Origin of the sequence: Pseudidiomarina piscicola (assembly GCF_902806985.1) — a bacterium.
Lineage (GTDB): Bacteria > Pseudomonadota > Gammaproteobacteria > Enterobacterales > Alteromonadaceae > Pseudidiomarina > Pseudidiomarina piscicola.
Genome location: NZ_CADCXY010000003.1, coordinates 53,480 through 73,599 on the forward strand (window position 1 = coordinate 53,480; position 20,120 = coordinate 73,599).

Annotated in this window: 18 protein-coding genes; 10 read left to right on the top strand and 8 right to left on the bottom strand. The window is 51.6% G+C overall.

Annotation, left to right across the window (positions count from 1 at the left end):
* The first annotated feature begins 9 nt into the window (after positions 1–9).
* Together PSI9734_RS07130 and PSI9734_RS07135 are read left to right on the top strand one after the other, a co-directional pair.
* Positions 10–1,281, top strand: coding sequence for an efflux RND transporter periplasmic adaptor subunit (locus tag PSI9734_RS07130; protein ID WP_173920426.1), 1,272 nt, complete (start codon positions 10–12; stop codon positions 1,279–1,281).
* Positions 1,271–4,387 (top strand): efflux RND transporter permease subunit, encoded by a 3,117-nt coding sequence (locus PSI9734_RS07135; RefSeq protein ID WP_173920427.1) that lies wholly within the window; start codon positions 1,271–1,273, stop codon positions 4,385–4,387. The genes PSI9734_RS07130 and PSI9734_RS07135 overlap by 11 nt, the downstream gene beginning before the upstream one ends.
* Here the strand turns inward: PSI9734_RS07135 and PSI9734_RS07140 are convergent.
* Together PSI9734_RS07140 and PSI9734_RS07145 are read right to left on the bottom strand one after the other, a co-directional pair.
* On the bottom strand, positions 4,384–7,461 hold the full coding sequence (locus PSI9734_RS07140) for an efflux RND transporter permease subunit (protein ID WP_173920428.1): 3,078 nt from the start codon (positions 7,459–7,461) through the stop codon (positions 4,384–4,386). The genes PSI9734_RS07135 and PSI9734_RS07140 overlap by 4 nt on opposite strands.
* Entirely contained in the window at positions 7,461–8,597 is a 1,137-nt protein-coding gene (locus tag PSI9734_RS07145; protein ID WP_173920429.1) for an efflux RND transporter periplasmic adaptor subunit, read from the bottom strand. Before PSI9734_RS07145 ends, PSI9734_RS07140 begins: the two co-directional genes overlap by 1 nt.
* A gap of 234 nt (positions 8,598–8,831) precedes the next feature.
* On the opposite strand from PSI9734_RS07145, the gene PSI9734_RS07150 reads away from it, so the two are divergent.
* Positions 8,832–9,719, top strand: a complete 888-nt coding sequence (locus PSI9734_RS07150) for a LysR family transcriptional regulator (RefSeq protein ID WP_173920430.1) — start codon at positions 8,832–8,834, stop codon at positions 9,717–9,719.
* On the opposite strand, the gene PSI9734_RS07155 is transcribed toward PSI9734_RS07150, so the two are convergent.
* Positions 9,633–10,019, bottom strand: coding sequence for a hypothetical protein (locus PSI9734_RS07155; protein ID WP_173920431.1), 387 nt, complete (start codon positions 10,017–10,019; stop codon positions 9,633–9,635). The genes PSI9734_RS07150 and PSI9734_RS07155 overlap by 87 nt on opposite strands.
* Before the next feature lie 340 nt (positions 10,020–10,359).
* On the opposite strand from PSI9734_RS07155, the gene acnB reads away from it, so the two are divergent.
* The gene (gene acnB / locus PSI9734_RS07160) at positions 10,360–12,948 is read left to right on the top strand and encodes a bifunctional aconitate hydratase 2/2-methylisocitrate dehydratase (protein WP_173920432.1); all 2,589 of its coding nucleotides are present in this window, start codon (positions 10,360–10,362) and stop codon (positions 12,946–12,948) included.
* 176 nt (positions 12,949–13,124) lie between these two features.
* Here the strand turns inward: acnB and PSI9734_RS07165 are convergent, their stop codons facing one another.
* From PSI9734_RS07165 to flgA, 5 genes are all read right to left on the bottom strand, one after another.
* Entirely contained in the window at positions 13,125–13,688 is a 564-nt protein-coding gene (locus tag PSI9734_RS07165; RefSeq protein ID WP_173920433.1) for a flagellar transcriptional regulator FlhC, read from the bottom strand.
* A 3-nt stretch (positions 13,689–13,691) separates the two neighbouring features.
* Positions 13,692–14,030 (bottom strand): flagellar transcriptional regulator FlhD, encoded by a 339-nt coding sequence (locus tag PSI9734_RS07170; protein ID WP_343039788.1) that lies wholly within the window; start codon positions 14,028–14,030, stop codon positions 13,692–13,694.
* A 138-nt stretch (positions 14,031–14,168) separates the two neighbouring features.
* Entirely contained in the window at positions 14,169–14,648 is a 480-nt protein-coding gene (locus PSI9734_RS07175; protein WP_173920435.1) for a flagella synthesis protein FlgN, read from the bottom strand.
* Entirely contained in the window at positions 14,648–14,920 is a 273-nt protein-coding gene (gene flgM, locus PSI9734_RS07180; RefSeq protein WP_246194813.1) for a flagellar biosynthesis anti-sigma factor FlgM, read from the bottom strand. The genes PSI9734_RS07175 and flgM overlap by 1 nt, the downstream gene beginning before the upstream one ends.
* Positions 14,921–14,992: 72 nt before the next feature.
* Complete coding sequence (flgA, locus tag PSI9734_RS07185) at positions 14,993–15,700, bottom strand: flagellar basal body P-ring formation chaperone FlgA (protein ID WP_173920436.1); 708 nt, start codon at positions 15,698–15,700, stop codon at positions 14,993–14,995.
* A 161-nt stretch (positions 15,701–15,861) separates the two neighbouring features.
* Between flgA and flgB the strand changes: the two genes are divergently transcribed.
* From flgB to flgG, 6 genes are read left to right on the top strand one after another with little or no spacing between them, the layout of a single operon-like run.
* Positions 15,862–16,269, top strand: coding sequence for a flagellar basal body rod protein FlgB (flgB, locus tag PSI9734_RS07190; RefSeq protein WP_173920437.1), 408 nt, complete (start codon positions 15,862–15,864; stop codon positions 16,267–16,269).
* 9 nt (positions 16,270–16,278) lie between these two features.
* Positions 16,279–16,677, top strand: coding sequence for a flagellar basal body rod protein FlgC (gene flgC / locus PSI9734_RS07195; RefSeq protein ID WP_173920438.1), 399 nt, complete (start codon positions 16,279–16,281; stop codon positions 16,675–16,677).
* Positions 16,678–16,682: 5 nt separating this feature from the next.
* Positions 16,683–17,363, top strand: coding sequence for a flagellar hook assembly protein FlgD (locus PSI9734_RS07200; protein ID WP_173920439.1), 681 nt, complete (start codon positions 16,683–16,685; stop codon positions 17,361–17,363).
* An 11-nt stretch (positions 17,364–17,374) separates the two neighbouring features.
* Positions 17,375–18,553, top strand: a complete 1,179-nt coding sequence (gene flgE / locus PSI9734_RS07205) for a flagellar hook protein FlgE (protein WP_173920440.1) — start codon at positions 17,375–17,377, stop codon at positions 18,551–18,553.
* Between the two features lie 19 nt (positions 18,554–18,572).
* The gene (locus PSI9734_RS07210) at positions 18,573–19,316 is read left to right on the top strand and encodes a flagellar basal body rod protein FlgF (RefSeq protein WP_173920441.1); all 744 of its coding nucleotides are present in this window, start codon (positions 18,573–18,575) and stop codon (positions 19,314–19,316) included.
* An 8-nt stretch (positions 19,317–19,324) separates the two neighbouring features.
* Positions 19,325–20,107, top strand: coding sequence for a flagellar basal-body rod protein FlgG (gene flgG, locus PSI9734_RS07215; RefSeq protein ID WP_173920442.1), 783 nt, complete (start codon positions 19,325–19,327; stop codon positions 20,105–20,107).
* Positions 20,108–20,120 lie beyond the last annotated feature (13 nt).

Consider the following 20,120-nt stretch of genomic DNA (forward strand, 5'->3'; position numbering starts at 1 on the left):
GAGTAATTTATGTTTTTATCGCGTTGTGTAGCGGCCTTTCTGGCTTTAATTCTTATGGTTTCTGGCGTTGCCGCACAAGACCATAGTGATCATTCTCAACATCAACAGACCACTGAGCTTAACGCCCCTAGCTCATTTGAAGAGCACCTTAATGACGATGCCAAGGTCGAGTATGTGTGCCCTATGCATAGCCATATTGTGCGTGACGAGCCAGGCACATGCCCCATTTGTGGTATGGACCTAGAGCCCCAAGAGCCCGTTGAAGAAATTGTTGTGCAGGTGAGCGGACAGATGCAACAAAATCTTGGTATCACCACCGCGACCGTTGCCTCGACGACGTTATGGCGCTATCTACCGACCCTGGCCACCGTGCAGTGGAACGACAATGCGCGCTGGCATGTCCACCCGCGCGCCGCTGGCTGGCTCGAGCAGCTTTTTGTGCGTAGCGAAGGTGCTGAAGTGGCCGCGGGAGACCCGCTCTACAGTATCTACAGCAAAGAGCTCGTGGTGGCACAGCAAGACTTCCTACAAACCCTCGATACGATTAACGGACTTTCAGCCGCGCAGAAGCAACGCTTGATTCGCGACGGCCGTTTGAGGTTAGAGCTGTTGGGCTTGAGTAAGGGGCAAATTGAGCAGTTGGAGTCAAGCGGCGAGATATTCTATCGGCTGCCGGTGTACGCTAAGCAGTCGGGCGTGGTTACCGCCCTTAACGTTGCCGAAGGTATGTACGTTGAACCTGGCACAGAAGTCATGACCATTACCGCAAGTGACAGTGCCTGGCTGATTGCCGATGTGCCAGAACGTTATGCGGGTTGGATGCGGCCACAAGCACCGGTTGATGTGACGTTGCCAGCGGCGGGTCTGAACAGCTTCGAAACCGAAATCGATTATATTTATCCACAGCTTGATGCCGTTGCCAAAACCCAACGGGTGCGAATCAAGTTGCCGCAGCACATTAAAGCTATGAAGCTACAAGTGGGGATGCAAGCGCAGGTCGAGCTGTATGGCGGACCTAAACGCGACGTATTGGCGGTGCCAGTCAGCGCCCTGATCATGACCGGTACGAGTAACCGGGTGATTGTGCAAACTGCGGAGCAAACCTTTGAGCAGCGCGATGTGCACGTGGGGCTTATCGTTGATGACGAAGCGGAGATCATGCATGGCTTAAGTGCCGGCGAAAAAGTGGTGACCTCAGGCCAGTTCTTGCTCGACTCTGAAGCGAGTTTGAAAAGTAGCAGACTAAAAGGCACTAGCTCGGGAGGCGGTCATGCTCACTAGTATTATCGATTGGAGCTTACGCAACCGTATTTTGGTGCTCATCGGCGCATTATTAGCCGCCTGGTTTGGCTGGCGCGCCATGAGCAGCACTCCCTTAGATGCCATTCCGGATCTGTCTGATGTGCAGGTGATTGTGAAAACGCCTTATGCCGGACAGGCGCCGCAATTGGTGGAAGAGCAGGTGACTTGGCCGTTGGCGAACTTGATGTTGGCCGTTCCCGGTTCGACTCAGGTACGTGGCTATTCGTTCTTTGGTGACTCCTACCTTTATATTCTGTTTGAGGAAGGAACCGATATTTATTGGGCGCGTAGCCGTGTGCTCGAGTACCTGAACCAAGCCAGTGAACGCTTACCGGAAGGGGTGACGCCGCGGTTAGGTCCAGACGCCAGTGGTGTCGGCTGGGTATTTCAGTACGCACTGGTTGATCGCAGTGGTGAGCGACACTTAGGTGAACTTACGAGCTTACAAGACTGGTTCTTAAAGCAAGAACTGCAAAGTGTTGCTGGCGTATCTGAAGTCGCCACGGTCGGCGGTATGGTGCAAGCCTATCAAGTGGTAGTGGAGCCGCGCCGGCTGCAAACCTATGGCTTAACTCTTACCCAGGTCAGTGATGCCATTACCGCAGCCAACAAAGAAGTGGGCGGCGGTATTGTGGAAATGGCCGAAGCGGAATACATGGTGCGTGGCACGGGTTATATTCAATCGCTAGAGGACCTTCGTTCCTTGCCTTTGCCGGTCACAAGTGCAGCGGGTAATGCCATTACCTTGGCCGATGTGGCCACGGTGCGACGTGGGCCAGAAAGCCGCCGGGGCATCGCTGAGCTTAACGGTGAAGGGGAAGTCGTTGGCGGCATTATTGTTATGCGACACGGCGAAAATGCACTTGCCACCATCGAGCGGGTGCGCGATAAATTAAAAAGTTTACAGCAAGGCTTGCCGGATGGGGTCGAAATTGTACCTACCTACGACCGTTCGAACCTGATCCATCGTGCGGTGGACAATCTCACCAATAAACTGCTTGAAGAAATGGCCTTTGTGGCGCTCATCACGATTCTGTTCTTGTTGCATATTCGCTCGGCGTTGGTGGCGATTATCACCTTGCCGTTGGCGGTATTAATGAGCTTTATTGTGATGCGTTGGTTGGGTATCAATGCCAATATTATGAGCTTAGGCGGCATTGCGATTGCCATTGGTGCCTTGGTCGACGCCGCCATTGTAATGGTGGAAAACGCGCATAAGCATTTGGAGCATTATCGTACCGAACACGGTGAAGAACCCCGTGGTGCGACCCACTGGCAACTCATTCGTAATGCCACCGTAGAAGTGGGACCAGCGTTATTTTTATCGTTGCTTATTATCACCTTAAGTTTTGTACCTGTGTTCTCCCTCGAGGCACAAGAAGGTCGCTTGTTTGCGCCCTTGGCGTACACCAAAACCTTTGCGATGGCGGCTGCAGCGCTACTGGCGATTACCTTGGTGCCGGTGCTAATGGGTTATTTTGTGCGCGGCAAAATTATCAGCGAACAACGTAACCCTCTTACCCGTGCACTGATTTGGCTATATCGGCCGCTGTTGCATGGCGTACTCGCATGGCCGAAGTTGACGGTGGTCGTCGCCGTTATAGTGGCAGTGAGTGGCTACTATCCGTTAACCAAAATGGGTAGCGAGTTTATGCCAACTATGCAAGAAGGCGACTTGTTGTATATGCCAACGACATTGCCGGGTATTAGCCCAGGCGCTGTCGGCGAACTATTACAACGTACCGATCGCTTGATCAAACAAGTGCCTGAAGTGGAGCAGGTGTTCGGCAAAACCGGACGTGCAGATACTGCCACGGACCCAGCCCCGCTGACCATGCTTGAAACCACCATTCAGCTGAAACCTGAAAGTGAATGGCGTGAAGGCATGACGGTACAAAAAATTATCGCTGAGTTAGATGCAACAGTGCGGGTGCCAGGTATTACCAATGCTTGGGTGCAACCGATTAAAACGCGTATCGATATGCTCTCAACGGGATTGAAAACACCTTTAGGGTTGAAAATTGCCGGCCCCGAGTTGGCTGAAATTCAGCAAATAGGCAGTGCGCTGGAAGAACGCCTTAGCGGCGTGCCTGGTATTGCGTCCGTGTTTGCCGAACGACCTGCTTCGGGGCGTTATTTAGAGATCCGCCCGCGTTTAGACGAAGCTGCACGCTACGGCCTCAGTCAAGCAGCGATTCAACAAGCGATAAAATTCGCTATAGGTGGCGCGCAAATCGCTGAAACCGTGGAAGGTACTGAGCGCTATCCGATTACCCTGCGGTATCCACGAGCCTTGCGCGATCATGTCGAGCAACTGAAACAATTACCCATTGCGAGTGCGAGCGGTAGTTGGGTGACCTTAGAACAAGTCGCCGATGTGGAAGTCACGGTCGGCCCTGCCATGATCCGCAGCGAAAATGCCCGGCCTACGGGTTGGGTCTTTATTGATGTCGACCCTGACGTCGCGGTCGGCGACGTGATTGCCGCGGCGGAACCCCTCTTGGCGGACTACGAATTACCACCGCGTTATTCGCTGTCGTGGTCTGGGCAGTATGAGTCAATGCAGCGAGTGGAAGCGAAGCTTATCCAAGTGGTACCCGTTACCTTGGCGGTTATCTTGATTCTGCTGTATTTCACCTTCCGCTCGTTTAAGCAGGCGGCGTTGATTATGGCAACCTTGCCACTGGCACTCACCGGCAGCCTTTGGTTCATTTGGTGGCTTGATTACAACTTATCGATCGCGGTGATGGTGGGTATGATCGCCTTAGCTGGCGTGGCAGCGGAATTTGGTGTGGTGATGTTGTTGTATCTCAACAACGCTTGGAAGGAACGCCAGGAACGAAGCAAGGCGAGCTTATACCAAGCCATCGAAGAAGGCGCGGTGTTGCGCGTGCGGCCCAAGGCGATGACGGTGATCACGATTATCGCGGGCTTGTTACCGATTATGCTAACCCAAGGCACGGGTAGTGAAGTCATGCAACGCATTGCCGCACCAATGATCGGCGGCATGATTTTAGCGCCGCTATTATCGCTGTTGGTATTACCGGCGGTTTACTTGCTCTGGCACCGCCGGCACTTGCGTTAGTCGTTGCTGTGATGTACGCGCATTACCAGCGCGTACATCACTGGTACCACGATCAAGGTCAGTAGGGTCGCAAACCCAAGGCCGAACATGATCACCACTGCCATACTGACAAAGAAGTCATCAAACAACAGCGGCACCATGCCTAATATCGTGGTGACCGCTGCCATAACGACCGGGCGTACCCGCGACACCGCCGCGTCTTCGAGGGCCACTAAAGCCTCTTTGCCTGCGGCTAATTCGGCGCGTACTTGCTCTAATAACACCACCCCATTTTTGATCAGCATGCCCGACAGGCTTAAGAAGCCTAACAGAGCCATGAAGCCAAAGGGTTGCCCGGTGCTGGCAAGGCCTAAGGTGACCCCAATCACACTGAGCGGGACGGTCGTCCAGAGCACAGCCGCTTGACGAATCGAGCTAAACAGCAGCACGGTAATAACGAACATCACCACGAAGGCAAAAGGTAACGCTTGAAAGACTGCATCGGTGGCCTTTTTTGACGCTTCGTGCTCACCGCCCCAGGTAAGGTCGTAGCCTAGGGGCAGGTCGATGGCTTCAATTTCGGGTCGAATGCGAGCAAGGACCATGGCCGCGGTTTCTTCGCCAAAAATATCATGGTCGGCCATAACAGTGAGCGTACGTTTACGATCGCGCCGCAAAATTAAATTATCTTCCGCGACCAATCGCATATCGCTCACCACCTGCGCTAATGGAATATGTTGCTGCAGGGCTTGGGAGTAAATCTGTAGTTCCTGCCAATCGGAAATATCACGGCGCTCGGGCAACGGTGCTCGCACGACAATCGGCATTAAATTCGTACTATCGCGAAACACACCGACGGTTTGCCCATTGAAGTTACGCTTCAACACACTATTCACATCGGCCTTAGTGATACCAAGTCGGCGTGCCGCGGGTTCATCGAATACCGGTTGCAATACCTTGGTGCGCTGCCGCCAGTCGTTGCGAAGGTTACGAATACCTGAGTCTTGCGCCATGATGGTTTCCGCTTGCGCGGCTAATTGGTGCAGCACCAACGGATCAGGGCCACTAAAACGCGCCTCTATTTTGGCGGTTTGTGAGGGCCCCATTTCGACCGGCTTCATTTTAAATTCCACATCCGGTTGATGTTGCCTGATATAGGCTTCAAGGCCTTCGTGGACACTCGCCAGTGCTTCATTGTTGGCGGCGCGAAGAATCAGTTGGGCGTAGCTTTCGTACGATTTTTCCACCATGTAGGTGAGGGTAAAGCGCGGCGCGCCACGGCCAATGGTGCTGGCGACGTACTCTAGCTCAGGGTAATTTTGCTGTAGATAATCTTCCAACTCGGTGAGCTGAGTCGAGGTGGCGCGAATATCCGTTCCTTGTGGGTACCAAACATCGACAAATAGCATCGGCGTGGTTGATGGTGGAAAGAACGACTGCTTAATAGTGGTGAAGCCACCGACTGCGACCACCAGTAATACCAACATGCCGAGCATTGTGGTTTTGCGCCAATGTAAAAAACGCCGCAAAAGCTTACGGTAGCCACGAAACACCCAGTGGTGGTAAACGTGATCGTCGTCTTCGGGCTGTTCTTTGGCGCTTTTCGCTCGCGCATCACGACGATAAAGTATGTTACCGAGGAAGGGGGTTAAGGTAATAGCCGTAAACCAGCTCAAGAACAGTGAAATAAACAACACCCAGAACAGCGAGTTGGCATACTCACCACTGGCATCTTTCGATAGGCCAATAGGGGCAAAGGCGATGACCGCAACGGCCGTCGCACCAAGTAGTGGCCAGATATTTTGTTGTACGATGACACTCGCTGCTTGCAAGCGCGACAAACCTCGTCGCACACCAACCAGCATACCTTCGGCAATTACAATGGCGTTGTCGACCAGCATACCCAAGGCAATAATCAGTGCACCTAGCGACACCCGTTGCAGTTGAATATCCATCAGGTACATGAAAATAAAGCTGCCGAGTACAGTAACTAACAGTACGCTGCCAATCAGCACGCCACTGCGCAGGCCCATGGTTAGCAACAATGCCACCACTACAATAGCAACGGCTTCGGCGAGGTTCAGCAGAAAGCTCTGCACCGATGTCTCAACTTCAGCGGGCTGGTTATAAATATAATCGACATTGATACCCACCGGCTGCGCGTACTTAAGTTCAGCAAGTCGTTGTTCGACCTTTTGACCTACTTCGACCACATTCACATCTGAGCCAAAAGAAACCCCTAGCCACAGCGAGCGTTGACCGTTGAAGCGTACTTTGTGATCAGGTATTTCTTGGTAGTCGCGACGGACGGAAGCGACATCGCGCAATAAAATTCGCTCATCGGCACCCGGGTTACTGATCATTAAATTGGCAAGGTCTTCGACCTTTTCAAATTCACCCGTGGTATGCATCCGAATGCGTTGCGTACCACTGATGACACGGCCCGCATCGGCGACGGTATTTTGCGTTTGCAGCAAATTGATGACTTGTTGCGGCGGAATACCGACGTTGGCAAGTTTATTCCGTGAGATCTCAACGATGACTTGTTCCTGTTGTTCACCGTCTACCAAAACCTTACCCACGCCCTCGACCAACACCAGCTCGCGCCTTAGAAAGTCAGTGTAGTCTTTAATGTCTTCATAGCTGTAGCCGTCACCTGTGATGGCCAACATGATGCCGTACACGTCGGCAAAATCGTCGCGCACGATAGGTTGCTGTGCACCAGGTGGCAGGCGCCTTGTCACATCGTTGACTTTACGTCGTAGCTCATCCCAGATCTGGGGCATATCTGCAGCCCGCAAAGTGGTCTTCATATCGACGGTGACTTGGCTCAAGCCGGGTTGTGAAATAGAACTAATATGATCGATGTTACCGAGCTCTTGAATCGCATTTTCTAGCCGATAGGTGACTTCTTCTTCGACTTGTTGTGCGGTGGCACCTGGGTATGCGGTGATCACCATGGCTTTTTTCAGGGTAAACTCGGGGTCTTCTAGGCGGCCAATGTTAGTAAGCGCCAACACACCGCCAATCATTAATATGACAAGTAACAACCAACTGGTGGTACTACGACGAATACTATAACGAGCGATATCCATTACAGACCTCGCTCTTTCGTCCATGGGCGTACGGTTTGACCGTCGTGTAACGAATGCACGCCGGCAACGACAATTTGCTCACCATTAGCTAAGCCTGACGTGATTTCGATACTGCTATCAGTGACACGGCCTACGGTTATTTCGCGTTGGCTTACCGTACCTTGGTTTACCGTACCTCGGCTACCAGTACTTTGGCTACCAGTGCCGTTTGGCTCTGGCGTAAAGACCCACACGCGGTGTGCGTCGGTAACGGCGGTGGTTGTTTCGGAGAACACCGCCGCGGTTGGAATCAATACGCCTGCAGCAGGCCCAGTTGACACGGCTAAGGTGTCGACACGGACGGTTGCCGACATGCCCGGAAGCACATTAAATTGCTTGGGCGTGGGCATGGTAAACACGACTTTGTAGGTGTTGGTTGCCGGGTCTGCGGTGGTATCCCATTCTTTTAACTTGGCGCGAAAGCTTTGTTCAGGAGCTGAGGCGAAGATAACTTCCGGCTGGTAGTCGAGCTGGCGCTGTACCCGGGCAAACAGCTGCTCCGGCACACGGATACTGATATCTATGGCATCGTCCATCTGCAAGGTGGCAATGGGGCGTTGCGGTTGCACTGTTTCAAAGGCTTCAACAAATTTATGGGCAACAGTGCCAGCAAAAGGCGCGCGTAGCTCGGTGTAACGCAAGTTGGCCTTCGCGGTTTCTAAATTTGCCCGCGCGACGTCTAAATTGGCCTTCGTTTCATCAAACTGTTGTTGCGAAATAACGCCTTGCTCGACCAAGCTTTCGGTTCGTTCGAATTGCGCTTGGGCGAGTTCGTAGCGCGCTTGTGCTTGATCCAGCACCAACTGATAGTCGGTCGGATCTAATTTAGCGATCAGTTCACCTTGCTCGACAGCGGTGCCCGGTTTAATGGGAAAGGCACTGATCTCGCCGCCAACCCGAAATGCCAGTTGTGCCACCTGCGCCGCTTCAATGACAGCGGGAAATTGTCGATAGCGTTGTGTCGCCAGACTGCCCACCGTATGTAGCTTAACTGGCTGAACTGCGGTGTGCGCCGTGGTTCGCTGGGCAGGTGCGCTATCGCATCCCGTTAGCAGTACTATCAAACATGCGAGCCCTAAAGTTTGCCACTTAAACATCTCGACCCCTTGAATTGAACAACTGAAATAGTGTGTAGCCTATTATTGTAAGAGTAAAATATATAAAGTAATACTGAATTAAAATGAAAAACAACATAAGTAAAGCTAATCGTTATTCGTGCGTGCTGCGCACTTTTCGTACGCTGTGCTGTTCGTACGTGCTCCGCACTGCTCGAGCAGGAAGCAAAGCGACCGTACGAATAACGCGTAACGAACAACGAATTTGGCGTTAATATGAAACTAAATCAGTTGGAAATGCTCGTGCATCTTGCCGAGACAGGTTCCGTACAGGGCGTTGCCGAGCGTATGCACAGGACTCAGGCGGCGGTGAGCATGGGCTTAAAGCAACTCGAAGAGAACACCGGATTTGAGCTGTTCGATCGTAGTGGCTATCGCTTAACGCTGTCGGCCCGTGGCCGTCAATTTTTGCGGCAGGCGCGTGAGGTGATTCGTCAACAGCAACGGCTGCAGTCGCTAGTACAGCAGCTACAGACCGGCGCTGAGCCACAGTTGCGGATTGCCTATGACTACACCTGCGCCCCCTCGGCGTTATTTCCGGCCATGCATGAGGTGCAACAGCAGTACCCAGCGACGGAGTTGTTGCTGAGCGGCGATTCGCAACTGCGGGTGTTGCGCAAAGTAAGTAGCGGCGAAGCTGAATTGGCGCTCTCGCCCTGGTTACCGATATTCCGCCAGCACGGCGATTTCGAGACCATACGCGTGCGACCGTTCGAACTGTTGGTGGTATGTGCCCCAGCATTACTGGCAGGGCGCAATTTAAAGCAGTTACAGCGGCATGACTTACTTGAGTTGCCTATGCTGATCCCACAAAATCAGGACGTCGGAATCGATCTGGACAGTATTATTCGAATGCCAAGTAAACAGCGTATCCGAGTGAATGACTCGATTACGCAGCGTGAGTTATTGTTGGCTGGCATGGGCTGGGGCATTATCCCCAGTGATTTAGTCGGGGATGCTCTGCAACGCAAAGCGCTACAACGCATCGACATCCCCGGCTTCATCAATAATGTGAACTTAGAGGTGCACTTGGTACGATCGGCTGAACGGATAGCTGGCCCGGCCGAAGAGTTGATCTGGCGCTCGTTCACTGCGACCAGCTGAAGTGGTTTGCGCGAATTGCGTTAAGCCACTCAGTTGGTTGGCACTCGTTGCCAGTGCTTGCTCTGCATTGCGCACATTTTCGGCACTCACGTTTGCCATGAGTGATTGCTGCATTAATTGCATTTCGTGCTCGATGCTACCGTTGAAGTTATCCGGTTGATAGGTGTAGCGGTAGACCTGCATCGCCTGCACCTTCGCCGTTGCCTCTGTTTCAACTTGCGCCGCTGCTGGCGCGCTGATGGCGGCTAAAACAATAACCGCCGATAGTGCTGTTACAGTTTTCAATGTTGCAGTTTTCATAATAAGGCCCCCCAGTTGGCCTATCTATTAAGATAGAAGCTAGGTGTAAAAGGTTTATTGCTGGCAGGTGTTTTTAAGCAACCAAGTGTAACCAGATGTGAATGACAGAGGGCCGTTGTTCGTTATTCGCTGTTCGTACGCTCACTTCGTTCGCTGTTGGTAACGACGAAAAACGAGAAACGAACAGCGAGGCAACGCCGAGCGTACGAATAACGAATCTGTATTCACCGGATTTATGCTAAAGATTACCTTTTATGCGGTCAGATGAATTTTAATTAGCACCTAAACCCCCTATAATTGCGCCACATTTTTCACCCGTATAGCAAAGTAGAGGTAATCTGTGCTGCAAGACTATCGTAAGCATGTTGAAGAACGCGCTGCTGAAGGCATTCCACCTAAACCACTCACCGCAGATCAAGTTGCTGATCTTGTCGAGTTACTGAAAAACCCGCCCGCCGGAGAAGAAGACTTCTTGGTCGAGCTACTAACTGAACGTGTACCTCCAGGTGTCGACGAAGCGGCTTACGTTAAAGCTGGCTTTTTATCAGCGATCGTCAAAGGCGAAGTTGCCTGCCCTGTGATCAGTAAAGATGCGGCTGTGGCGTTGCTTGGCAACATGCACGGCGGTTACAACATCGTTACCTTGGTCGAGTTGTTAGACGACGCTGAGTTGGGTGAGCTTGCCGCTGAAGAACTGAAACACACGCTGTTGATGTTCGATGCCTTCCACGACGTCGAAGAAAAAATGAAAGCTGGCAACGCGCTGGCGAAAGAAGTTGTTGAGTCTTGGGCCGATGCAGAATGGTTCACTAGCCGTAACGAAATGCCTGAGCAAATTAAAGCGACGGTCTTCAAAGTAACTGGCGAAACCAACACCGATGACTTGTCACCAGCACCAGATGCTTGGTCACGCCCTGACATTCCATTGCATGCCAAAGCCATGTATAAAATGCCGCGTGAAGGCGTTACTGATGCAGCCAAGCAAATCGAAGAACTGAAAGAAAAGGGCCATCCGGTCGCCTTTGTTGGCGACGTTGTGGGTACCGGTTCTTCACGCAAATCAGCCACCAACTCAGTATTGTGGTTCATCGGTGAAGACATGCCAGGCACGCCAAACAAACGTGCTGGCGGTATCTGTATTGGTGGCAAAGTAGCACCGATTTTCTTCAACACCATGAAAGATGCTGGCGCTTTGGTATTTGAAGCCGATGTCGAAAAAATGGACATGGGTGATGTAATCACTATCTACCCGTATGCCGGTAAAATCGAAAATGAAGCGGGTGACGTGTTAGCACAGTACGACTACGCTTCACGCGTGATCCTTGATGAAGTACGCGCCGGTGGCCGTATTAACTTGATCATCGGTCGTGGCTTAACAGAAAAAGCCCGTGAATCACTAGGTATGGGCCCGTCAGACCTGTTCTTGACCCCAGAGCAACCGAGCGATAGCGGTAAAGGCTTTACCTTAGCGCAAAAAATGGTGGGTAAAGCCTGTGGCATCGACGGCGTTCGCCCCGGTACCTATTGCGAGCCGAAAATGACCACCGTAGGTTCACAAGACACCACCGGACCGATGACGCGTGACGAACTGAAAGACCTTGCTTGCCTTGGCTTCACCGCCGATTTAACCATGCAGTCGTTCTGTCACACTGCGGCGTATCCAAAGCCGGTCGACATCGACACTCAGCACACCCTGCCGGACTTCATTATGAACCGTGGCGGTGTGTCGTTGCGTCCAGGCGACGGCATCATTCACAGCTGGTTGAACCGTATGTTGTTACCAGACACAGTTGGTACCGGCGGTGACTCGCACACGCGTTTCCCATTAGGCATCTCATTCCCAGCGGGTTCAGGCTTAGTTGCTTTCGCTGCTGCCACAGGCGTCATGCCGTTGGATATGCCGGAATCAGTCTTGGTGCGTTTCAAAGGTGAAATGCAGCCGGGTATCACCTTGCGCGACCTAGTACACGCGATTCCAGCCTTTGCCATCAAAGAAGGCCTGTTGACCGTTGAGAAGCGTGGTAAGAAAAACGCCTTCTCTGGCCGTATCTTAGAAATCGAAGGTCTTGATCACCTTACCGTTGAGCAAGCATTTGAGCTTTCTGATGCTTCAGCCGAGCGTTCAGCTGCCGGTTGTACCATCAACTTGTCGGAAGACTCAGTCGGCGAATACCTACGTTCGAACATCACCATGTTGCGTTGGATGATCAACGAAGGCTATGGCGACGTGCGTACCCTTGAGCGTCGTGCTCAGAAAATGGAAGAGTGGTTGGCCAACCCATCGTTGATGCGTGCCGATGCTGACGCCGAATACGCCGAAGTGATCGAAATCGACCTGAACGATATTAAAGAGCCAATCGTTTGTTGCCCGAACGACCCAGACGACGCCAAGTTCTTGAGCGAAGTCGCCGGCGATAAAGTCGACGAAGTATTCATCGGCTCGTGCATGACCAACATCGGCCACTTCCGTGCCGCAGGTAAGTTGCTCGAGAAAAACACCGACGAGCTCAACACCCGCTTGTGGATTGCACCACCGACCAAAATGGACGAAGCGCAATTACGTGAAGAAGGGTACTACAACATCTACGCCAACAGCGGTGTGCGTACTGAAATGCCAGGTTGTTCACTGTGCATGGGTAACCAAGCCCGCGTTGAGCCAGGTGCAACAGTACTGTCGACCTCAACCCGTAACTTCCCGAACCGCCTTGGTGACGGCGCCAACGTCTACCTCACCTCAGCGGAACTTGCTGCGGTAGGTGCGATTTTAGGTAAGTTACCAACGCCAGCAGAGTACCTTGACTACGCCGCCGACATTAACGCAATGGCCGGCGAAGTGTACAAGTACCTCAACTTCGACCAGATCGACGCTTTCCGCGACGCAGAAAAAGCCGCCAAAGCAAACATCATCCCGAGCATCGAAGTGGCCTAATATATCTATTCCAATATAGATATATCACTTTAAATATAAAGCGCGACCCAGTCGCGCTTTTTTTATATCCCCACCCACCAGAGGGGGCAGCCCTTACAATGTAAAGACCCTTTTCGCAGAGGGGGCAGCCCCCCTGTTAGAAATCATCTTTACATTGTAAGGGCTGCCCCCTCTGGTTATGGGGTGGTGGCGAGTGTGGGGGTGGCGGCGGTGGGGCGTTTTAGTGGTACGCCGGCGCGTGATGGTGGTGCGCAAAGGCCGCAAACGAATTGGTCGTTGAGGGAGTAGCTGAGTACCACAAAGGGTAACTGGCAGTTCGAACAAGTACAGAGTTCTAGCTGCTTGGACTCGATAAAGCGGGTTAGCATCCAGGCTCGGGTAAACGACAACACAACGCCGTCGTCTTCGTCTTCGATCATCAGTACCTGTTCGCTGTAAAGCTTGTAAGCTGAGGCCAAGGCACGTGAGTAGGTGATGTCTGGCAGGTTTTTAATTCGGTTAAAGAACGATAAAAACAAGGTGGAATGATAGTTGGGTTTCCACGTTGCGTACCAATCGGTCGAGTAGGGCAGCTGCCCTTTGGCGGGTGCTTCACCACGTACTTCTTTGTACAAACGCACCAATCGGCAACGATTAATTTCCGTGACATCTTCCAGGGTTTGCACACGGGCGCCAAGCTCGATGAGTTCAATCGCGGTTTGTACTTGCTGATATTCACTTAATAAATCAAGGCGAGACATGAGTTAAACAGCCTCTTTATTCAAGAGTGCAATCGAAAGATGCGCGGCTTTAGTCATTGAGTTACTGCCACGCCCGGTCGATAGCGAACGCTCAACTTCGTCGCCGGAAAGCTCGAAGGAAAACAAAAATTGGTTGCGTTTCGACAGTGCAATGATGTCTGAGGCTGACAATTTCTCGATGACGTTACATTGCTCATCGGTGATATTCATTTTCGCAATGGCGGCAAAACGATCATCAGCGATGAGGCGTTGGGCAAGCATGAGAAATGTCATGTTTAACTCTTGGACTTCCTCAAGTAGGGACTTCAACTGCTTTCTCCAATGACTAATTTTGTCTAACAAATGCTATTGTTATACAGATCTTAACATTGAAAAGCAAAGTAAAGATATGACATGTCTCATATATTAATAGTTATTAACAAATGGGTAGAAAGAAGGGGTTTTAAGCTGACAACAGGTTGAATTTCACTCTAAAAAACACTAAGCACTGGAGTTTAATCGCCGCACTTGTGCGGTTTGATCGCCTTTCTCTGAATAGGTGGGCGCGAACTTCGCAGAACTTTCGCGCAGCATATTAAGCATTTGCTGATTGTGACGCAAGCGATGATTGATAAGCTCGCCATTTAATTCGTTAAGTTGCTTCACTCGTTGCGCAAGACTGCGCATTTGTAACCAAGCGTTAAGGCAACCTTGCTGCTGTGCAATGCGTTGCATGGTTTGTGGTGAGTCGGTTAGCTGTTGCGCCGTTAGGCTAGCTATTCGCTGGTTTTCAAGCGCTTCAATTTGTTGGTAAATAGGCAATTTGGCTTGGGCATGTGCTTGTAACTGCTCACCGTCGATTTGGCCTTGGCTAAGAGCGCCTTGCTCACGTTTGAGCACCTCGAGTAATTGCGCTAACAAATCAGTTTCTTGCTGCACTATTGACTGCACTGGTTGCTGCACGGTTCCCCCTAAGGTCATTAGAGTTCGCCCTCATCGGTCATTTCACTCAGCAGCGCATCGGCAATTTTATCGGCACGCACAGCCAACTTTCCTTCGCGAATCGCTTCGCGCAGTTCGTCGACGCGAACTTGATTAATATCCATGCTGTCGTTGGTCGGCATCGCCTCAAGATGAGTCACCACCTCGGCACTCGTCGACGCCTTTGTGTCAGCCGCTTTACTCGGCTGCGCATCGCGCTTTTGGTCAACCTGGTTGAGGTTGTTAGGAGTGTTCAAACCGTTAATTTTCACAGCAGTTACCTTTTAAATCTGGCGTTCATAGTGTTTTATCGGCCGCAGCTCAATTATCTTTAGTACGAAAAGCTATTTTATAACTTCCGCGATGCCATGCCCAACTATTTTCACTTCAACGCGATGTCGATTCTGCATTTGTACTGTCAGCGTATCGCCGATATAGCCGCGGCCCAGTGCTGCCCCTATTTGCTCAACCTGAAAGCCATTGCCCTGATAGAGCACCCGCACTTCGTCACCGTGTTGCACCGCATAAGCCCGTCGCAAGGCATGCTCGGGTACCGGCGTGTTGGCGGTCAGCGAGCGTGTCACCACTGCATCGGTAAGTATGGCTTCGCGCTGTTGTGATGGGTTCAGTAGGAGCGTTTGTCGCGGCAATTCCGATAACTTGGCGGTGCGCACCTTAAAGTCAGCAGTGGCGACCGCCGTGCCGGGCAATAGGTCGCGGGTTGCAGTTAAATAGCGCACTGTGGCGTCAACCTCTACCTGCACAAACAGCGGCCGCTGCCGTGTCGCCAAACAGTTAGCTCGCACCACCACTCGACCAGTAAGCCGGCGCGAACTCTGCGGTACGGTAAATTGATAGTCCGAACAGCCTTGCAGCCATTTTTCCACCGCTGCTGGGTTCAGGTAGTGGGTTTCGATGGCGCTATAAGTTGCCGCTGTTTGCGTTGCGATCAGGTCATCAACTTTGCCTTGCCAAGTGGCCGCAAAAGCATTGTTCGAGGCAAGCACCATCAGGCTTGCAAGCAAGATCATTACGCTACTAGCTGGGTTCATAACCTGAGTTCATAAGCCGACCACTCCATTTTTGCATTGCGGATTATGCGTTAATCCAAGGTCAATGAAACCCATGAAATACCGAAAAAAAATAGCCCTATTCTTAGCTTTGTCTTTCGTTGAATGCGATTACTCTCCATTGTGTGATGGAGGGTTTATTGATGATTGATAAATTAAGTAGTGCGTTGCAGTTCCAACAACAAGTGATTTCGCTTCGCGAGCAACGCCAACAGGTACTGACCAATAATATCGCAAATGCGGATACGCCGAACTATCGCGCCAAAGACATCGACTTTAGCGCTCAACTGCAGCAAGCCAGTATGCAAATGAGTGCTCCGCTGGGTGTTGCCCAAACTCATCAAGGGCATCAATCACTGCCGGGCTCGGCGGCGCAAAACGCGCCAGTTCAGTACCGTGTTGCAAGCCAAAATTCGTTGGATGGCAACACCGTTGATATGGACCTCGAGCGCGCTGAGTTTTTAAAGAACTCGCTGCGCTATCAAGCTGATATTCAATTCATCGATGACAAAATTAGTGGCTTACGCAAAGCCATGCAACCGGAACAATAGGACTAACCTATGGCTGACTTTTCGCTCCTTGATATTTCCGCTTCCGCACTTCGTGCCCAGTCACAGCGCATGAATGCAAGTGCCAGTAACCTAGCGAACGCAAATAGCGTGGCTGGGCCAGACGGTGAACCATACAAAGCAAAGCAGGTCATTTTTGAACAACAGCTCGCCAGTGGCGGTGTGCGTGTCAAAGAAGTGGTTGAGTCGCAAGCCGAGGCACGAATGGAATACAACCCCGGACACCCGCTGGCAAACGCCGAAGGTTATGTCGCCAAGCCGAACGTTGACCCCGTTGCCGAAATGGTCGATATGATTGCCGCGAGTCGTTCGTATCAAGCCAACATTGAGGTCATGAACACCAGCAAAGACCTGCTGCAACGTACTTTAAGCATTGGTAAAGGATCGTAACCGCTATGGCTAACGCAATAAGTCCAAATGTACTCAATCAGCTCAATCAGACGTCAGCCGCAGCGCAACCGGCTTCAAATAGTGAAGAAATGCGCAACAACTTCATGACGCTGTTGGTGACGCAGTTGCAAAATCAAGACCCGTTAAATCCGATGGAAAATAACGAGATGACGTCGCAGCTGGCACAGATTAACACCGTCAGCGGCATTGAGTCACTCAATGACACCATGCAGAACATCAATGGCCAAATTGAAGCGAATAAGGCTATGCAGGCGTCTAACATGATCGGCCGTGCGGTATTAGTACCGGGCCAACGTATTTTGGTGGGCGGTGAAGGTACTGAGATCACGCCTTATGGCTTCTCGCTCGATCAACCTGCTGACGATGTCAAAGTGAACGTGTTCAATGCCAGCGGCATGCTGGTGCGCCAAATTGATCTAGGTAGTGTTGGTACGGGAACCCAAACCTTCACATGGGACGGCCAAATGCTTGACGGCAACGCCGCGCCCGAAGGTATGTACACCTTCGCCGTAGAAGCCAAACAAGGTGACCAAGCGGTGACCTCAGAAACATTTAATTACGCGCAAGTTATCGCCGTCAGCACCAGTGCTGAAAACGGCGTACGTCTCGACTTGGGCGGCATTTTTGAACCTGTGCGTCTTGAAGACGTGCGGCAAATTATTTAAGGAGTTTTACCATGGGATTTTCTCAAGCATTATCAGGGTTACGCGCTGCGGCCACCAATTTAGATGTTGTGAGCAATAACATTGCTAACTCTCAAGTGGCCGGTTTTAAATCTGCACGCGCACAATTTGCCGATGTCTACGCCAGTGCCGAAGTTGGCTTAGGAACGCGTGTTGCCGGTATTTTTCAAGACTTCAGCGAAGGCAACCTTGAATCAACTGGGCGCAACATGGACCTGGCCATTTCCGGCAAAGGTTTCTTTCGTTTTGAACAACAAGACCAGATCACTTACTCGCGGAACGGCCAACTGACCATTGATAAAAACGGTTATATCGTCAATTCCAGCGGTGCGCGTTTAACAGGCTATGACGGTAATGCCGAACTTGGCGGTCAGCCACAAGTGCTGCAAGTACCTTCAACTGCGATGGCGGCGAACGCCACCACTGGCGTCGAAGGTATCTATAATCTCGATGCCAATACGCCAATTCTTCCAGCGGGTGGGTTCGATAGAACGAACCCAGATACCTATTCGTATGCCAACTCCATCACCATGTATGACTCGCTTGGCAACCCGCACCCGAGCACGATGTACTTTACCAAAACTGCAGATAATGCTTGGGAAGTGCGCGTCGCACGTGGCGACGATGTAGCGCCTGAAGTGGGCACCCTCGAGTTTGATACAAATGGTCTGTTAGTGAATCAAACCGCGATGGATAGCTTCACGTTAACGCCAGGAGCGGGCGCTGCGCCAATGGACATCGGCCTTGACCTAAGTGGTACAACGCAATTTGCAAGTGCCTTTGAGCAAACCCAAATTGCTCAAGACGGCTACGTTTCTGGCTCACTAATGCAAGTCAGTGTTGATGAAAATGGCGGAGTTATCGGTACCTATTCGAACGAGCAAAAAGTAACGCTTGGTACCATCGCACTTGCGAATTTCAATAGCCTTGAAGGGCTGAAGCCTGCCGGCGGCAATGGTTGGGCTGAAACCCAGGAATCAGGTATTGCGATTCTATCGCGCCCTGGTGAAGGACAGTTCGGTTCATTGATGTCCGGTACCATTGAGTCGTCAAACGTCGACTTAACTCAAGAACTGGTGTCGATGATCATTGCGCAGCGTAACTATCAAGCCAATGCACAAAGCATTAAGTCACAAGACGAAGCGCTACAGACAACCATGCAGTTGAAGTAGGCTTTAGGGAGCTAGAGCAATGGACTCAATGATCTATACCGCACTCAATGGCGCCCGCCAGACGCTAGATGAGCAAACGGTGGTCACCCATAACTTGAGCAATGTATCGACCACGGGCTTTCGCGCACAGTTTGCCGCGGCACGTGCGGTGCCGGTCAATGGCCCGGCCGAGAACGCCACCAATGTGGCAACTGTTGCTGTTGCTGGGGCATTTGATAATGCCTCTGGCGCCTTACAAACCACCGGCCGCACCCTTGACGTTGCCCTTGGGCAGCAAAACTGGCTTGCGGTGCAAACTCCAGCAGGCGAAGCCTATACCAAACGCGGCGACTTACAGGTTGATGCCAATGGGCAGGTAACGGTAAATGGTATGCCGGTGCTTGGTGAAGGCGGGCCTTTAGTGGTTCCTATGGGCTCTGAACTCAGCATTGGTGACGATGGCACCATTAGCGGTATTAATTTAGGAAGCTCATCCAACGAGTTAGTCCCGTTAGACCGAATGAAACTGGTACGGGTTGAGCAGCCAACGGAGTTGGTACGCCGTGATGATGGGCTGTTCGAGGCCGCCAATGGAGGCGCCTTGGCCCAAGACGAAAACGCAAGTTTACGTTCCGGTGTCCTTGAAGGCAGTAACGTGAATGCCGTGGATGCGATGGTGGCAATGATTGATACCCAGCGCCGTTACGAACTCAATATGAGCGTGATTAAAAAAGCAGACGAATCTGCACAGCGAGCCAATAGCTTGCTGTCTATGAAAGGATAATTAGCACCATGATTAAGTCTTTATGGACCGCGAAAACGGGCTTAACCGCCCAACAGCAACAACTCGATGTGATCACCAACAACTTGTCGAACGTCAATACCTCTGGCTTTAAGCGTTCGCGGGCGGTGTTTGAAGACCTGCTGTATCAAAACATGCGTCAGCCTGGGGCCATGAACAATGCCCAAGACACGCTACCTTCTGGGCTGCAGGTTGGCTCGGGTGTACGGGCTGTGGCCACCGAGCGTTTACATACCCAAGGCGCTTTAAATAATACCGGCAACTCACGTGACCTTGCGATTAACGGTAAAGGCTATTTTCAAGTGTTACAGGCCGATGGCTCACGCGCTTATACCCGCGACGGTAGTTTTCAGGTGAATCAAGACGGACAAATGGTCACGGCCAATGGGTTACCCCTCGAACCGGCTATTTTCCTGCCGGCCAATGCCTTGAGCGTGACTATCGGTGAAGACGGTATTGTTACTGTGACCCAGCCTGGCAACACTCAGGGCAACCAAGTGGGACAAATCACCCTGTCTACCTTTATGAATGACGCTGGTTTAGAGTCACGCGGCGGTAATTTATACGTTGAGACTCAAGCTTCTGGGTCACCCGTTGAAGCTCTGCCTGGCAATAACGGTGCCGGCACTTTATATCAGGGGTATGTTGAGGCCTCCAACGTGAATGTGGTTGAAGAAATGGTCAATATGATTCAGACCCAGCGCGCTTACGAAATTAACAGCCGTGCAATTTCAACCAGCGACGAAATGCTGGCGCGTCTTGGCCAACTATAATATTTAAGGTTGT

Excerpts from the sequence above, each read along its gene's own strand:
- flgC (WP_173920438.1), top strand. The coding sequence starts at position 16,279 with ATGGCTGACTTTTCGCTCCTTGATATTTCCGCTTCCGCACTTCGTGCC.
- PSI9734_RS07150 (WP_173920430.1), top strand. The coding sequence starts at position 8,832 with ATGAAACTAAATCAGTTGGAAATGCTCGTGCATCTTGCCGAGACAGGT.
- flgE (WP_173920440.1), top strand. The coding sequence starts at position 17,375 with ATGGGATTTTCTCAAGCATTATCAGGGTTACGCGCTGCGGCCACCAAT.
- flgB (WP_173920437.1), top strand. The coding sequence starts at position 15,862 with ATGATTGATAAATTAAGTAGTGCGTTGCAGTTCCAACAACAAGTGATT.
- PSI9734_RS07140 (WP_173920428.1), bottom strand. The coding sequence starts at position 7,461 with ATGGATATCGCTCGTTATAGTATTCGTCGTAGTACCACCAGTTGGTTG.
- PSI9734_RS07135 (WP_173920427.1), top strand. The coding sequence starts at position 1,271 with ATGCTCACTAGTATTATCGATTGGAGCTTACGCAACCGTATTTTGGTG.
- PSI9734_RS07145 (WP_173920429.1), bottom strand. The coding sequence starts at position 8,597 with ATGTTTAAGTGGCAAACTTTAGGGCTCGCATGTTTGATAGTACTGCTA.
- PSI9734_RS07200 (WP_173920439.1), top strand. The coding sequence starts at position 16,683 with ATGGCTAACGCAATAAGTCCAAATGTACTCAATCAGCTCAATCAGACG.
- PSI9734_RS07130 (WP_173920426.1), top strand. The coding sequence starts at position 10 with ATGTTTTTATCGCGTTGTGTAGCGGCCTTTCTGGCTTTAATTCTTATG.
- flgG (WP_173920442.1), top strand. The coding sequence starts at position 19,325 with ATGATTAAGTCTTTATGGACCGCGAAAACGGGCTTAACCGCCCAACAG.
- PSI9734_RS07175 (WP_173920435.1), bottom strand. The coding sequence starts at position 14,648 with ATGACCTTAGGGGGAACCGTGCAGCAACCAGTGCAGTCAATAGTGCAG.
- flgA (WP_173920436.1), bottom strand. The coding sequence starts at position 15,700 with ATGAACCCAGCTAGTAGCGTAATGATCTTGCTTGCAAGCCTGATGGTG.
- PSI9734_RS07155 (WP_173920431.1), bottom strand. The coding sequence starts at position 10,019 with ATGAAAACTGCAACATTGAAAACTGTAACAGCACTATCGGCGGTTATT.
- PSI9734_RS07210 (WP_173920441.1), top strand. The coding sequence starts at position 18,573 with ATGGACTCAATGATCTATACCGCACTCAATGGCGCCCGCCAGACGCTA.
- PSI9734_RS07165 (WP_173920433.1), bottom strand. The coding sequence starts at position 13,688 with ATGTCTCGCCTTGATTTATTAAGTGAATATCAGCAAGTACAAACCGCG.